Here is a 14,297-nt window from a genome sequence, read left to right as displayed (position 1 = left end):
CGCTTCGCCTTTTTGCGCATAGACGTGCAGCCCCCGGCGTTTCTACACTGCATCCAGTCAAGGAATCGGGGGGCAGGGGATGAACCGCAACGAATTGCGCAAGGCCGACATCAACCTGATGGTGGTTTTCGAAACGTTGATGCTTGAACGCAACGTGACGCGGGTGGCGGAAAAATTGTTCCTGGGCCAGCCGACCATCAGCTCGGCCCTCAATCGCTTGCGCAAGATGTTCAACGACCCGCTGTTCATTCGCGTCGGCCACCGCATGGAGCCGACGGCCCGGGCCGAGGAGATCATCCAGCATCTCTCGCCGGCGCTCGATTCGCTGTCGGTGGCTTTGAGCCTGACCCACGATTTCGATCCCGCCAACAGCACCATGACGTTTCGCATCGGCCTGTCGGACGACGTCGAGTTCGGCCTGTTGCCGCCGCTGTTGAGCAGCCTGCGGCAAGAGGCGCCGCAAATCGTGTTCGTGGTCCAGCATGTCGATTACTGGCGCATCCCCGATTTGCTGGCGTCAGGCGACATCACCGTGGGCATCAGCCAGACGCGCGGCCTGCCGGCCAACGCCAAGCGCAAACTGTTGCGACACATTCAACCGCGCGTATTGCGTGCCGATGCATCGGACACGCCGCTGACCCTGGACGAGTACTGCTCGCGACCTCATGTGCTGGTGTCCCATACCGCCAACGTCGCCGGGTTCGCTGATGAATGGCTGGCCGAGATCGGGCGCACGCGCCAGGTCGTGCTGTCGGTGCCGCAATACAGCGCATTGCCGGCGTTGCTGGCTGGCACCGACTTGATCGCCAGCCTGCCGGACTATACCGCCGCTGCCATGGCCGCCTCGGGGCAACTGTTCAACGAGCCCTTTCCCTTCAAGACCCCGACCCTGGATTTGTCCATGGTCTGGCTGAGCCATGTCGACAGTGACCCGGCCGAGCGCTGGTTGCGATCGCGGTTGGAGGCCTTCATGGGCGAACGCGTGCCCCTGGCAGAGCCCTGACACCGGCCTGGGGCGAAACAAAACCTGCCTGAACGCATAAAGTCGAGGTAAGGTTGTGACGACTGAAACCCCCTCGTCATATTTTCGAATCGGAGTCGAACACATGCCTCACCTGCACATGGAGTACACCGCCAACCTGCCCGAGCTGAAGGCCGAGGTCGCACTGCTGCGCCTGAACAATGCACTGGTGGCCTCCGGTCAATTTTCCGCCGAGCACGACATCAAGAGCCGGGCCGTCAAGCTCGAGACTTTTCGAGTGGGCACAGGAATAGGCGAGCGGGGTTTCGTGCACGTGAAGCTGGCCTTGCTCAGCGGACGCTCGCCGGAAATCAAGAAGCAATTGGCCGATAGCCTGCTGGCGGTGATCCAGGACCTGGGGCCATGGCCGGCCGAAGTCAGCGTGCAACTGTGCGTGGAAATCCTCGACATCGATCGGGAGCCGTATGCCAAGGCCTTGATCGGTCAATGACGATCAGGTGTCGCGTGGGGCGCAGGCCTTGATGATCTGTTCGCGTAGCCAGGCGTTGGCACTGTCCTGATCGAGGGCCAGGCTCCACTGCATGTTCAAGGTAAACCCTGGCAGCCCCCTGGGCGCTTCGTGGTGATTGAAAATCGCCTCGTTGGCCAGCAGTTTCTGGATGCGGCGGGGCAGGGTCAGGATGAAGTCGGTGCCGGTGATCATCTTCAGTGCGGCACTGTAGCTGTTGGCGCGAGCGGCGATTTGCCGGTGATGCGCCTGCTGCGACAGCCAGCCATCCACCATGTTGGTCGCTGACGTCCAGGGTGTCGGAAACACGTGTCGGCGCTGTACGAACGATTGAAGGCTCAGTTGCGTCTCAAGCGGCGTCGCCCGTTTATCCACGACGCAGACCAGGTCTTCCTGCAACAGCTGCCGGGATTTGAAATCGGTATGGTTGCTGTGGAAGTTCGGGCCGAAGCAGATCACCAGGTCCAGGCTGCCGTCCCGTAGCTCTTCGGCGGGAATGTCGGCTTCGAGCTTGTGCACGTTCACCACCACCGGCAGATTGGCGTAATCGAAGCCTTGCAGCAGTTGCGGCAGGATCAGGTGTTCGAAATATTCCGGTGCGCAGATATTGAAGGTAATGGCTTGCCGGGCCGGATCAAAGGTTGGCCTGCCGGCATGGCACAGATTGATGCTTTGCAAAATGCCGCGCACATGATCGTACATGCCCTCGGCCTTGTAGGTGGGGCGCATGCCAGTGCGGGTGTTGATAAACAGTTCGTCTTCGAAACAGGTTCGCAGTTTCTTGAGGCAATAACTGACGGTTGACTGGCTGACGCACAATGCCTCGGACACGCCGGTGACACTGCTTTGCTCGTACACGGCGCTAAACACCATGAGGTCCTGCATGTCGAGCTTTCTGAGGGAGTTACTGTTCAGCATCCGTTCTGTCTCTCGCTGTGCTCCTTGCGCGGATCTTGCGCAAACCAGGCTGACGATCCTAACGGAACGATGGTGCCAAGAGAATGCCGGGCAGGCGCTTTCATGGTCGGGAACGGGACAGATAATGTAGGGAACACGACGTGTCGATCAACGACCGATTCGTTTGCCTATGTTTAGTTTGCGCCGATCCAAGCTCCAGCAAATCCAGGTTTAACCGTCCAGGGGGTCGTGGGACGCTTGCCCGATGTGTTTCCTGTGATGCGCTCATGGACGGTTCGCCCCTGGCATTCCAATACCCTTCATACGCCGCAGTCGATCCGGTCGGCCGGTTCACGCCTGCCATGGCCCCAGCCCTTTGTGCGTTGCCTTCCGAGCTGGCCTTTTGGGCGCTCTGGCATTGCCGGCATGCGCGCCCTCCAGATACTCGTGTTTCCTGTTGATCACTCATCGTGCTCGCACAACGGCGAGCGCGCATTGACGGCGCTTTGTCGCCCGTCCGACATGGAAATACGAGCCTTCCCATGAGCCTTGCGAAAATTTCTTTTGCACCCGTGCAAGACGCCCTGGCGTTCCTCGCGCAGAACCCCGATATCGAGCTGTTCGAGTTGTTCATTCTCGATAACAACGGCGTGCCTCGGGGCAAGTTGTTGCATCGGGACGAGTTGCTGGCGGTCTACGAAAGTGGCCGGCCACTGCCCAGTACGATTCTCGGGCTGACCATCAATGGCGACGATGTGGAGAACTCCGGGCTGGTGTGGGACGTCGGTGACATCGATTGCCGCGCCTATCCCATCAGTGGCAGCTTGCAACGCATGCCGTGGCGGTTGATTCCCACGGCCGCGGTGCAGGTCAGCATGCATCCCCAGGAAGGTGGACCGGCGACCATCGCCGATCCGCGTTATTTGCTCAGCCAGGTGATCGAGGCCCTGCAGGCCGACGGTTATTACCCGGTGATGGCGGCGGAACTGGAGTTCTATCTGCTGGATGCGCACCGCGACAACCAAGGCCGGCCGCAGCCAGCACGGGACGCCGACGGTGGACGACCGCATGCCACCCAGGTTTATGGTTTGCGCGAGCTGGAGCAGATCGAGCCGTTCCTGGCCGACCTGTACGCCGCATGCAAACTGCAAGGCATCCCGGCCCGGACCGCCATTTCCGAATACGCACCCGGGCAAGTGGAGATCACCCTCGAACATCGCAGCGATGCCTTGCAAGCCATGGATGAAGCGGTGCGCTACAAACGACTGGTCAAGGGCGTGGCCCACAAGCACGGCATGCAGGCGTGTTTCATGGCCAAGCCATTCGATCACTTGGCGGGCTCCGGCATGCACATGCATGTCAGTCTGGCGGACCGTGATGGCCACAACCTATTTGCCAGTGAAGCCGGCGACGGCACGCCGTTGCTGCGCCATGCAGTGGGCGGGATGCTCGACACCCTGCTCGATTCGCTGCTGATGTTTTGCCCGAACGCCAACTCCTACCGGCGATTCCAAAGCAACAGCTACGCGCCGCTGGCGGCGACCTGGGGCGTGGACAACCGCACCGTGAGCCTGAGGGTGCCGGGTGGCCCGGCATTCTCGCGGCACATCGAGCATCGTATCTGCGGCGCCGATGCCAACCCTTACCTGGCTGCGGCGGCGATATTGGGCGGCATTCATCACGGCATACGTGAACAGTGCGATCCCGGGAAACCTGTGGAAGGCAACGGCTATGCCCAGGTGATCGAACCGCTGCCCACCGACTGGCTCACCACCCTGCGTGCTCTCGAGGCTTCGGCCTGGGCGCGGCAGGCGTTTGGCGAGGCGTTCCTGGATGTTTATCTGGCGGTCAAGCGCGCCGAATACCGTCAGTTCATGGGGGAAGTCGGCGAGCAGGATTGGCGCTGGTATCTGCATCAGGCCTGAAACAGGTGCCTGGCGGGATCCTTAAATAATTATTTAATAGCAACTTTTTCACGAAAAATTGATGGTGGGCTACCTAAAGTTTGTGTTGCCGTAGGAAACGATTTTTTCATGTTTACTGCGGCACTTCTTTTTAAAAGAGCAACTTCAGGAAACCGTCAACCATCATGCTGACTATTAAAGCCGTGCGCCCCGAGTGGGTGACGCTGGCCGCCAGTGCCTTTTTGTTAGTGGGCTTCAACATCGTGCTCTGGCAACACTTGCTGGCGATCACCACGGCTGACGCTCGGGGCCTGCTGATGTGCGCGGCGTTTGGCCTGATGATTTTCTGTGCGTTCAACCTGGTGTTGACGCTCGTGGCCTTCCGTCCGCTGCTCAAGCCCGTACTGATGCTGCTGTTCCTGATCAGCGCTGGCGTGGCATATTTCATGGCCCAATACGGTGTACTGATCGACGCCGGCATGTTGCGCAACTTCGCTGAAACCAATGCCACGGAAGTCCGTGACCTGTTGTCGCTGAAGTTGTTTGTCTATATCTGTTTGTTGGGTGTCTTGCCATGCTGGTTGTTGTTCAAAACCCCAATCAACTACCGTCGTTGGCCCAAGGAATTATTAAGTAAGTTGCTGGTCGGCGTGGCTTCGGCCGCCGTGATCGGCCTGGTCGCCCTGGCCAACTACCAAGGCCTGTCTTCATTGTTTCGTAACCACCACGAATTGCGGTTGATGGTCGTGCCGAGCAACTACATCGGTGCTTCATTCGGGTACTTGCGTGAGCAGGTCGCGTCGGCCAAGCAGCCGTTCATCACCGTGGGCGAAGACGCGAGCCGCAACCCGGCCTGGCAAACCCACGGTCGCAAATCCCTGACTGTCCTGGTGGTGGGCGAAAGTGCCCGGGCCGAGAACTTCGGCATCCTCGGCTATAACCGCGACACCACGCCGACACTGGACAAGGAGGCCGGCCTGATCGCCTTCACCGACGTGCATTCCTGCGGCACCGAAACCGCCGTGTCGGTGCCCTGCATGTTTTCCAACATGGGACGCAAGAACTACGACGCCAGCAAGGCCAGGAATGAAGAGGGCTTGCTGGACGTGCTCAAGCGCGCCGGGCTGGAGGTGATCTGGCGAGACAACCAGTCCGGCTGCAAGGGCACCTGCGATCGGGTCACGCTGCAGGATGTCAGCAATCTCAAGGACCCGGCCTTGTGCGCCAACAGTGAATGCCGCGACGAGATCCTGCTCCAGGGCCTGCAGCACTTCATCGATACGCTCGACAAGGACACGGTACTGGTGCTGCACCAGATGGGCAGCCACGGGCCGGAGTACTTCAAGCGCTATCCCAAGGAGTACGAGCATTTCACCCCGGTGTGCGAAAGCAACGCGCTGAACAATTGCAGCCGCGAGAGCATCGTCAATGGCTACGACAACACGCTGGTGTACACCGATCACGTGCTGTCGACCCTGATCGACCTGTTGCGGGCCAACCAGGACAAGGTCGATACGGCCATGCTGTACCTGTCGGACCATGGCGAGTCCCTGGGCGAATACAACCTGTTTCTCCATGGCACGCCCTACATGCTCGCCCCGGAGCAACAGAAACACGTGGCGATGCTGGCCTGGTTCTCCGACAGCTACCAGAAGTCTTTTTCGGTCGACACCCATTGCCTGCAACTGAGCCGGGAAAAGCCCTTGAGCCAGGACAACCTGTTCCACTCGATGCTCGGGCTGCTGGAAGTCAACAGCCAGGTCTACAACCGGGACCTGGACCTGTTCGCCAACTGCCGCGGTGCGGTCATCGACGGCGTGCTCGCCCGGGAATGATCGCTTCCACCTTTTTTTCACGCCGGGTTGTTTAACCTGTTCCCATTCATTCCCCAAGAGCCGTTTGTATGTCCGGGCAGCCCCCTTCCACCGTCGAGCTTGAGTTCGCCAGGCAACACGACCGGGAACACGCACAAGTGTGCTGCCAGCCGGCGCCTCGGCGTTTGCGCCTGGCGTTCTGGCGTGACGAGCACATGGTGCGCAATGCCCTGAAGGTGGCGGGCGAGCCGGGGCTGGTGCTGGATGTGGCCTGTGGGGCGGGGCGGTTCTGGCCAGTACTGGCCGAGCATGCCAACCGGGTGATCCTGGCGGCGGACCCGTCGCCGGACATGCTCGAACATGCGCTCACCCACCATGGCGGCGCATTGCTCCAGCGGGTCAAGACCTTTCCGAGTTCGGCGTTCACCCTCGGTCTGTCGGCCAACGCGGTGGATTGTATTCTCTGTCTGCAACTGTTTCGCCACGTCAGTGCCAGCGAGCATCGCCTGGCGCTGTTGCGCGAGTTTCATCGGGTCAGTCGCGACACGGTGATCGTTTCGGTGCAAATCGAAGGACGCCTCAAGATCGGCCAGGCCCCGCGACGGAGCCTGGCCGACAAGGCTGATATCGAAGCCGAGTTCCGCCAGGCCGGTTTCAGCGTGCTTTGGTACCAGGATTTCCTGCCCGGTTTTGCCCTGACGCGTGTTTATGTGTTGCGTAAGACCGGTTAACTCTTGATGTAGGACTATTCTTGCTTTTTCGCAGGCGATTTCTCTCAGGCGGCTGCTCTATGGATGCTCGCAATCGCCAGCGGCGATATATACTGCGCGCCATTCTTCAAGGGAGAGCCGTGTGGCCATCGATATTCACTGGATTCGCGACAACGATAGCCTCGGTCAGTTTTGCGCCGAGTGGCAGCAGTTGCCATTCGTCGCCCTCGATACCGAATTCATGCGGGTCGACACCTTTTATCCCATTGCCGGTTTGCTGCAGATCGGCGACGGCAAGCGTGCCTACCTGATCGACCCCTTGACCATCGACAATTGGCAGCCCCTGGCCGCCCTGCTGGAAAACCCGGCGGTGCTCAAGGTGCTGCACGCCTGTAGCGAAGACCTTGAAGTGCTGCTGCGCCTCACTGGCAGCCTGCCCGCGCCGCTGTTCGATACTCAACTGGCCGCCGCCTACCTGAACCTGGGTTTCTCCATGGGCTATTCGCGGCTGGTGCAGGAAGTGCTGGGCATCGAGTTGCCCAAGGGCGAGACCCGTTCCGACTGGTTGCAACGGCCCCTGTCCGAGACACAGATCAGCTATGCGGCAGAGGATGCCGTGCATCTGGCAGAGGTTTTCGTACAACTGCGCCCGAAGCTTTCCGACGAAAAATACCGCTGGGTCCTGGAGGACGGCGCCGAACTGGTGGCCAACCTGCGTCGCGAAGTCGACCCGTACGAGGTCTACCGCGAGGCCAAGCTGGCCTGGAAGCTGTCCCGGGCTCAATTAGCCGTGCTGCGCGAGTTGTGCGCCTGGCGCGAGCGCGAGGCGCGGGCCCGTGACCTGCCGCGTAACCGCATCATTCGCGAGCATTCGCTGTGGCCCCTGGCCCGCACCCAGCCGGATAACCTCGGCGCACTGGCGAAGATCGAAGACATGCACCCGCGTACCGTGCGCCAGGACGGCCAGTTTCTGCTGGACTTGATCCAGCGCGCCGCCAGCATTCCGCCCGAGCAATGGCCGCCGGCCGTGGCCGAGCCGTTGCCCATCGAGGCGTCCGCCCTGGTCAAGCGCCTGCGGGCGTTGGGACAGGCTGAAGCCGAGCGCCTGGAGATTGCCCCGGAGCTGATGCTGCGCAAGAAAACCCTCGAAGCGCTGATCAAGAGCGGCTTCCCCGAGGGCCCTTACCAATTGCCCGATTCGCTGCGTGGCTGGCGCCGCGAATTGATGGGCCAGGCGCTGCTCGACAGCCTGGCCACTGCCGGAGAACAGCCTTGAAACGTATCTGCTCCATCTACCGCAGCTCGAAGAAAAACGAGATGTACCTGTATGTGCTCAAGAGCGATGCCTTGAAGCGTGTGCCCGAGCCCCTGATGGCCGCCTTTGGCAAGGCGATCCATGCCTTCGACCTGGTGCTGAGCCCCGAGCGGGAGCTGTCCCGGGAAGACATCAACAAGGTGCTGGAAAACCTCGACACCCAGGGCTATCACTTGCAGATGCCGCCGGCCGAAGACGAGTACATCGAGCATTTGCCCGAAGAGTTGCTGCGCCGCAACGACCCGGTCTGACGGTAGTGGGGGCGCCTGTCCTGGGTGCCTTTTGCAACACTGGAATGGTTTATTGACGACGATCGCAGGGATGGAGCGACACTCTGTCGGCGCTCGTCTGCATTGTTTTTGAAAGGTTTGATTCATGCGCGTTCTGATTGCCGAACACGATCACGCGGTGTATGCCCAGCTTCTGCGTCAGGCTGCACCCGATATTGAAGTCCTGACCAGCGGCGATTCCGCCGAACTGTCGCGACTGGCCACCGATTGCCCGGTCTGGCTCGGCCAGCCTGATCTGCTGGCCACCCTGTTGCGTCAAGGCCACCAGCCCCGTTGGCTGCAATCGACCTGGGCGGGTATCACGCCGTTGCTGGCCGATGGCTTGAGCCGCGATTACCGCCTGACCCGTGCGGTGGGCATTTTTGGCCAGGTGATGGCCGAGTACGTGCTCACCTACATGCTCGGCCATGAGCGCGAGGTGCTGGCCCGTTTGGTCAGTCAGGTCGAGCGCAAGTGGGACAACCGCCAGGGTCAAGGCCTGGCCGGACGCAAGGTGTTGATCGTCGGGACGGGAGACATCGGCCAGCGTGTGGCGCAGTTCCTGATGCCGTTCGGGGTGCAGTTGTATGGCATCGCCAGCGAAGCCAGGACGTTGGCACCGTTTATCGAAGTCGGGGCGTTGAAGGACTTGCCTCGTCTGGTGGGCGACATGGATTACGTGATCAATTTGCTGCCCAATACGCCGGATACCCATGACATCTACGACGCGGCGCTGTTCAAGCAATTCAAGCCGAGCGGGTTGTTCATCAACGTCGGCCGCGGCGTGGCGGTGGTGGATGCGGACCTGGTGCAAGCCCTGAAGGACGGGCACCTGGCCGGTGCGGTGATCGACGTTTGCCGCCAGGAGCCATTGCCACAACGCCATCCGTTCTGGACTGCCTGGGGGCTGCTGCTGACCGGCCACAGCTCGGCACCGACCTCGCCGCCGATGATGGTGCAGTTGTTCCTGGAAAACCTGCGGGCCTATCAGGCGGGCGAAGCGCTGCGCGGGGAAGTGGATTTCAGCCGGGGTTACTGAAGTCCATTTTCAGTGGTCACAAAAAATGTGTTCGCCACAGATCAAAATGTGGGAGCGAGCTTGCTCGCGATAGCGGAGTGTCAGTCAACATCAAAGTGGCTGACCTGACGCTATCGCGAGCAAGCTCGCTCCCACAGTTGATCGTCATAGGGTTACAGGGTGAAGTCGCCTTCGGCCACCAGTTCGCTCAATGGCCGGCGCGGGCTTGGGACTTCGCGGGCCTGGAGGTATTCGGCCAGGGTCGACTTGTCCCCCAGCTTGCCAATCGCCACGGCGGCGTGCAGGGCGTAGCCTTCCGGGATCTTCAGTTCCTTGCGGGTCAGTTCCTGGTCGAAACCGGCCATGCCATGGGTGTGCCAGCCGCTGAGGCTGGCTTGCAACGCCAGGTGGCCCCACGCCGCGCCGGTGTCGAAGGTGTGGGTCTGCGCCGGGGTTTCCTCGGTGGCACCGGGCACCGCGAAGGTGGTTTTCGAGACGACGATCACCAGCGCCGAGGCGTGTTGGGCCCAGCCGCGGTTGAACTCGTTGAGCAAACCCAGGAAACGCTGCCAATTCGGCGTGTCGCGCCGTGCGTACAGGAAGCGCCAGGGTTGTGAGTTGTAGGCCGAAGGGGCCCAGCGAGCGGCTTCGAAGAAGCTCAGCAAGGTTTCTTCGGTAATGCTTTCACCGGTAAACGCGCGGGGCGACCAGCGTTCGATGAACTGAGGGTGGATCGCGTAATCGGCAATGCGGGAATTGGCGCTCATGGGCTCACCTGGCTCGAGTTTGGAAAGACAATGCAGCAACCTACGTCCCGGCGCCCGGCCTGACAAGCCCCTGCCTACCGACAGTCGCCAATGCTTGGCCTTAGGAGGTCCCGGCACTAGACTGTCGGCCTTTCACTACCTGATGTTGATGCTTGAGCCATGGCCGCCAAAGTCGAACCGTTCTGGATACGCAAAACCCTCGATCAGCTCGATACACAGGAGTGGGAATCGCTGTGCGACGGCTGTGGCCTGTGCTGCCTGCAAAAGCTCGAAGACGAAGACGACAACAGCGTCTACTACACACGCATCGCCTGCAAACTGCTGGACCTGAAAACCTGCCAGTGCACCGACTACCCTAATCGCCGTGAGTTCGTGCCCGATTGCATCCAGCTCACACCGGGCAAGGCCGATGAGTTCAAATGGCTGCCGCCCACCTGCGGTTATCGGCTGGTCAGCGAAGGCAAGGACTTGCCGTTGTGGCACCACCTGGTCTGCGGTGATCGAGAGGCCGTGCACCACGAACGCATTTCCCAGTCCGGGCGCATGCTGGCCGAAGGCAGCGTGCCGGAAGACGATTGGGAAGATCATCTGATTTTCCGCGCCGGCTGAACCACCGGGCGGCGCACCACCAGGGAGAACCCATGGCTGCAGGATTGAAACGGATGCTGGCAGCCGGGCTGCTGGCGGTGTGCGGGCCGCTGTGGGCGGCGCAGAAAGTCGACCTGGATTATCACGTGCACCTGTTGCCACAGAGCGATCAGGCCGAGGTGCGCCTGACCCTGGCCCGGGGTTCGGCGGTGCGCAGCCTGGATTTCGACCTCGGCGACGGCAGCCGCTACAGCGATTTCAAGGCCGACGGCCAATGGCTGCTCACCCCCGGCAAAGCGGCGCGTGGCGTCTGGCGTCCGGCCACCGACAAGGCCAGCCTGAGCTACCGTGTGCGCATCAGCCATGCCCGCAAGAACGCCACCTTCGAAACCCGCATGGTCCCGACGTGGGCGTTGCTGCGCGGCGATGATCTGGTGCCGGCGGCCAAGCTCGACCAGCAGGATGGCGTCGAACTGGTGGCCCGTCTTGAGGTGGAATTGCCCGACGGCTGGAAAAGCATCGAGACCCCCTGGCCGCGTATCGGCAAACAACGTTTTCGCATCGACAACCCCTCGCGCCTGTTCGACCGCCCCACCGGCTGGATGCTCGCCGGCAAACTGGGCAGCCGCCGCACACGCCTGGGCGAAACCGAAGTGACGGTGGCCTCGCCCCAGGGCCAGGGCATGCGCCGGATGGATGTGCTGACGCTGCTGACGTTCGTCTGGCCGCAGGTACAGGCGCTGGTGCCGCGTCATCCGGCCAAGTTGCTGATCGTCGGTGCCGGCGATCCGCTGTGGCGAGGTGCCCAGGCCGGCCATGACTCGATTTACCTGCACAGTCGACCGCCGCTGGTCAGCGAGCGGGGCAGCAGCCCGTTGTTGCGGGAGCTGGTGCAGGCGCTGGCCCGGGTCAATGATCAGGATCGTAGCGACTGGATCAGTGAGGGGCTGACCGAGTACTACGCCATTGAACTGCTACGCCGCGCCGGCGGCCTGAGTGATGAGCGCTACCAGACCTTGAACGACCGGCTCGCCCGCGAGAGCAAGGGCGTCACCACTTTGCGCGGCGAGCAGATCGGCCCGGCGACGGTGGCCAAGGCGGTGCTGCTGTTGCAGGAACTGGACCGCGAGATTCGCCTGAAAACCCGCAACAAGCGTTCGCTGGATGATGTGTTGCAGGGGGCGATGCGCTTGGAAACGGTCGATACCCAGGAGTTTGTGCAGCTCAGTGAGAGCGTTCTGGGTGGGGCCTCTACTGTGCTGGATACCCGGTTACTTCAGTGACACCGCTTTCGCGAGCAAGCTCGCTCCCACATTGGATTTTCGGCGTTCACAAAACCTGTGGGAGCGAGCTTGCTCGCGATGGCGGCCTGACAGGCTGTAATTACTCGTCTTTCTTCATCAACCCGGCCAGCGCGGCGAAGGGGTTGTGGGTCGCCTTGGCGATTTTCGGGGTGCTCAGGGAGCCGTCGCCGAAGTATTGCTGGTCGGTGTAACGCGAGTGTTCGTTGTCGTGGCAGTACAGGCACAGCAGTTCCCAGTTGGAACCGTCCTGGGGGTTGTTGTCGTGGTTGTGGTCGCGGTGATGAACGGTCAGTTCGCTCAGGCGCTTGCCGGAAAACTCACGGGCGCAGCGGCCACAGACATGGGGGTACATTTTCAGGGCTTTGTCGCGGTAGCCCATCTCCCGGTCGCGCTGAGCATCGGCGAGGATGCGGTCCAGCTTGGCGGTGTTGGACGGTGGCGTTGACGAACTCATGGGTTCACCTTTGTAAATAAAGACTGATGACGGTTGGGCACAGTTTAGCTTAGCCCTTGAGTTTCTCGGCAATCCAGATGGTGTGGCGGGTGCCTTTGTTGCCGTGGGCGAACACTTGCACTTCTTCGGCCTTGAAGCCGGCTTTCTTCAGCTTGTCGGAAAACTGCCGATCAGCGCTGGCCGACCACACCGCCAATACGCCCTTGGGCCGCAAGGCCTTGGCGCAGGCGGCCAGGCCACCGGCCGAATACAGCCAGCTGTTGGCTTTCTGGGTCAGGCCTTCCGGGCCATTGTCGACGTCCAGCATGATCGCGTCGAACCCCTGGGGCTCGGCTTGCAGCACCTTGGCCACGTCTTCCATGCGGATCACCGTGCGCGGGTCTGCCAGCGGTCGCCCGGCCTTTTCACCCAAGGGGCCACGGTTCCACTCCACCACACCGGGCACCAGTTCGGCCACCACCACTTCGGCGGTCTTGCCCAGGTGCTTGAGGGCCGAGGCGAGGGTGAAGCCCATGCCGAGGCCGCCGATCAGCACGCGCGAGCCAGGACGACCGGCGACCTTGCGGCAAGGAATCTCTGCCAGGGCGTCTTCGGAACCGTGCATGCGGGTGTTCATCAACTGCCCGCCGTCGCCGCCCTGGATCTTGATGACGAAGTCTTCGCCGTACTCGAACAGGCACAGGGCACCGCCGTTATCAGGGATGGGTGTGGTGTCGAGCAGAACGAAACGTTTCATGGAAATCTCGTAGGAGGGCAAACCGCGCGGTAACGACTAGCCTTAAAGCAGACAATAGCCACGGAGCCATTGATGAAGTGCATCATTCTAACGGCCATTGCCCTGGCGGCGCTCTCAATAAGTTGCGCCCAGGCTCAACAACCGACGATTCCGGTCAACCCGCCCAGCATCCCCGGCTCGCCGGGCACCGCCACCCCCATGCCGTATCCGCCGGTCACGCCCAACGGTGTGCCCAAGGCGGGCACCGGAAGCGGTGGGCCGCCCTTGCTGCCGCCCATTGAAATGCCCAAGCCGCCCAAGGACCAGCCGATACCGGGCATGGAGCCGAAGCCGGTGAAGGCCAAGTCGCCGGGGGGGTAAATCGACAAGACGACGCAATAACCTGTGGGAGCGAGCTTGCGCGCGATAGCGGTGTGTCAGTCGACTTCAATGCTGGCTGATCCGCCGCTATCGCGAGCAAGCTCGCTCCCACAGGGTTTATGTGTTGTTGTCAGACCTGCTGCGACAACAACTGCCCGTCGGCCATGCGCAGGCGCTTGGACAGGGAGACGGCGAGGGCGCGGATGATCTTGGCGGCGATCTTGGGGGCGTCGTTGAGCATTTTTTCCAGGGAGTCCTTGCCCAGGTTCAGCAACTGGCAATCGCTGGCGGCGATGCAACTGGCCGAGCGCCGTTCGCCGTCGAGCACGGCCATTTCACCGAAGGCCCGACCGCTGCGCAGCGTGGCGATGGTCACGGGTTGGCCGTCGGGACCGGTTTTCTGCACGGCCACCTGGCCGGTGTGGATGATGCACATGAAGCTGCCGGCATCGCCCTCGTGGAAAATCGCTTCGCCCTCGGCGATGGCGCTGATGCTGAAATAGCCCGACGCCGCGGCGAAGTCGACGGGCAGCAACTGGTCGAACAGGCCGCAGTCCATCAGCCAGTCGCGGATTTCTTTGTTCAGTAAGGTCGGTTCTGACATGTCGTCACGGTCTTTTTCTTGTGTTTGCTACGGGTTTGGATTGAAGAGGAACCCTTGTGGGAGCGAG

At 61.5% G+C, this 14,297-nt stretch carries 16 protein-coding genes; 11 read left to right on the top strand and 5 right to left on the bottom strand.

Translation table 11 applies throughout. The annotated features are described in order from the left end of the window. The first annotated feature begins 79 nt into the window (after nt 1–79). Both J4E53_RS26155 and J4E53_RS26150 read left to right on the top strand, forming a co-directional pair. Nucleotides 80–1,003 (top strand): LysR family transcriptional regulator, encoded by a 924-nt coding sequence (locus J4E53_RS26155; RefSeq protein ID WP_103310561.1) that lies wholly within the window; start codon nt 80–82, stop codon nt 1,001–1,003. 103 nt (nt 1,004–1,106) lie between these two features. Next, complete coding sequence (locus J4E53_RS26150) at nt 1,107–1,472, top strand: 5-carboxymethyl-2-hydroxymuconate Delta-isomerase (RefSeq protein ID WP_060738747.1); 366 nt, start codon at nt 1,107–1,109, stop codon at nt 1,470–1,472. A gap of 3 nt (nt 1,473–1,475) precedes the next feature. Here J4E53_RS26150 and J4E53_RS26145 read toward each other — a convergent pair whose 3' ends face one another. Then, complete coding sequence (locus J4E53_RS26145; RefSeq protein WP_103310563.1) at nt 1,476–2,408, bottom strand: LysR family transcriptional regulator; 933 nt, start codon at nt 2,406–2,408, stop codon at nt 1,476–1,478. A 536-nt stretch (nt 2,409–2,944) separates the two neighbouring features. Here J4E53_RS26145 and J4E53_RS26140 point away from each other — a divergent pair. From J4E53_RS26140 to J4E53_RS26115, 6 genes are all read left to right on the top strand, one after another. Further along, complete coding sequence (locus tag J4E53_RS26140) at nt 2,945–4,312, top strand: glutamine synthetase family protein (RefSeq protein ID WP_177431738.1); 1,368 nt, start codon at nt 2,945–2,947, stop codon at nt 4,310–4,312. A 164-nt stretch (nt 4,313–4,476) separates the two neighbouring features. Then, on the top strand, nt 4,477–6,126 hold the full coding sequence (locus J4E53_RS26135) for a phosphoethanolamine transferase (protein WP_060738744.1): 1,650 nt from the start codon (nt 4,477–4,479) through the stop codon (nt 6,124–6,126). Between the two features lie 68 nt (nt 6,127–6,194). Beyond that, nucleotides 6,195–6,836 carry a class I SAM-dependent methyltransferase gene (locus J4E53_RS26130; RefSeq protein ID WP_103310567.1) on the top strand — a complete coding sequence of 214 codons (642 nt, stop codon included), beginning with the start codon at nt 6,195–6,197 and terminating at the stop codon, nt 6,834–6,836. Between the two features lie 121 nt (nt 6,837–6,957). Continuing rightward, entirely contained in the window at nt 6,958–8,091 is a 1,134-nt protein-coding gene (rnd, locus tag J4E53_RS26125; protein WP_060738742.1) for a ribonuclease D, read from the top strand. Next, complete coding sequence (locus tag J4E53_RS26120) at nt 8,088–8,381, top strand: YcgL domain-containing protein (protein ID WP_053120094.1); 294 nt, start codon at nt 8,088–8,090, stop codon at nt 8,379–8,381. The genes rnd and J4E53_RS26120 overlap by 4 nt, the downstream gene beginning before the upstream one ends. A 124-nt stretch (nt 8,382–8,505) precedes the next feature. Then, nucleotides 8,506–9,438 (top strand): D-2-hydroxyacid dehydrogenase, encoded by a 933-nt coding sequence (locus J4E53_RS26115; protein WP_060738741.1) that lies wholly within the window; start codon nt 8,506–8,508, stop codon nt 9,436–9,438. 152 nt (nt 9,439–9,590) lie between these two features. On the opposite strand, the gene J4E53_RS26110 is transcribed toward J4E53_RS26115, so the two are convergent. After that, the gene (locus J4E53_RS26110; protein WP_103310569.1) at nt 9,591–10,184 is read right to left on the bottom strand and encodes a nitroreductase family protein; all 594 of its coding nucleotides are present in this window, start codon (nt 10,182–10,184) and stop codon (nt 9,591–9,593) included. Between the two features lie 159 nt (nt 10,185–10,343). Here J4E53_RS26110 and J4E53_RS26105 point away from each other — a divergent pair, with 159 nt between their 5' ends. Together J4E53_RS26105 and J4E53_RS26100 are read left to right on the top strand one after the other, a co-directional pair. Next, complete coding sequence (locus tag J4E53_RS26105) at nt 10,344–10,793, top strand: YcgN family cysteine cluster protein (protein ID WP_060738739.1); 450 nt, start codon at nt 10,344–10,346, stop codon at nt 10,791–10,793. A 32-nt stretch (nt 10,794–10,825) separates the two neighbouring features. Next, the gene (locus J4E53_RS26100) at nt 10,826–12,055 is read left to right on the top strand and encodes a hypothetical protein (protein WP_103310571.1); all 1,230 of its coding nucleotides are present in this window, start codon (nt 10,826–10,828) and stop codon (nt 12,053–12,055) included. A 100-nt stretch (nt 12,056–12,155) separates the two neighbouring features. Here J4E53_RS26100 and J4E53_RS26095 read toward each other — a convergent pair whose 3' ends face one another. Further along, on the bottom strand, nt 12,156–12,530 hold the full coding sequence (locus J4E53_RS26095) for a YajD family HNH nuclease (protein ID WP_003184246.1): 375 nt from the start codon (nt 12,528–12,530) through the stop codon (nt 12,156–12,158). A gap of 49 nt (nt 12,531–12,579) precedes the next feature. Then, nucleotides 12,580–13,266: a spermidine synthase gene (locus J4E53_RS26090; RefSeq protein WP_018607541.1), complete on the bottom strand. Its 687-nt coding sequence runs from the start codon at nt 13,264–13,266 to the stop codon at nt 12,580–12,582. A 72-nt stretch (nt 13,267–13,338) separates the two neighbouring features. On the opposite strand from J4E53_RS26090, the gene J4E53_RS26085 reads away from it, so the two are divergent. Further along, complete coding sequence (locus tag J4E53_RS26085; protein WP_046062927.1) at nt 13,339–13,626, top strand: hypothetical protein; 288 nt, start codon at nt 13,339–13,341, stop codon at nt 13,624–13,626. Nucleotides 13,627–13,756: 130 nt separating this feature from the next. Here the strand turns inward: J4E53_RS26085 and J4E53_RS26080 are convergent, their stop codons facing one another. Further along, nucleotides 13,757–14,230 carry a cyclic nucleotide-binding domain-containing protein gene (locus J4E53_RS26080; protein WP_057449793.1) on the bottom strand — a complete coding sequence of 158 codons (474 nt, stop codon included), beginning with the start codon at nt 14,228–14,230 and terminating at the stop codon, nt 13,757–13,759. Nucleotides 14,231–14,297: the final 67 nt, after the last annotated feature.

Source organism: Pseudomonas sp. FW305-28 (genome assembly GCF_017351395.1).
Taxonomy (GTDB): Bacteria; Pseudomonadota; Gammaproteobacteria; order Pseudomonadales; family Pseudomonadaceae; genus Aquipseudomonas; species Aquipseudomonas fluorescens_AA.
Note: the sequence above shows the minus strand (reverse complement) of the source record. Positions and strands in the feature narration are given on the sequence as shown.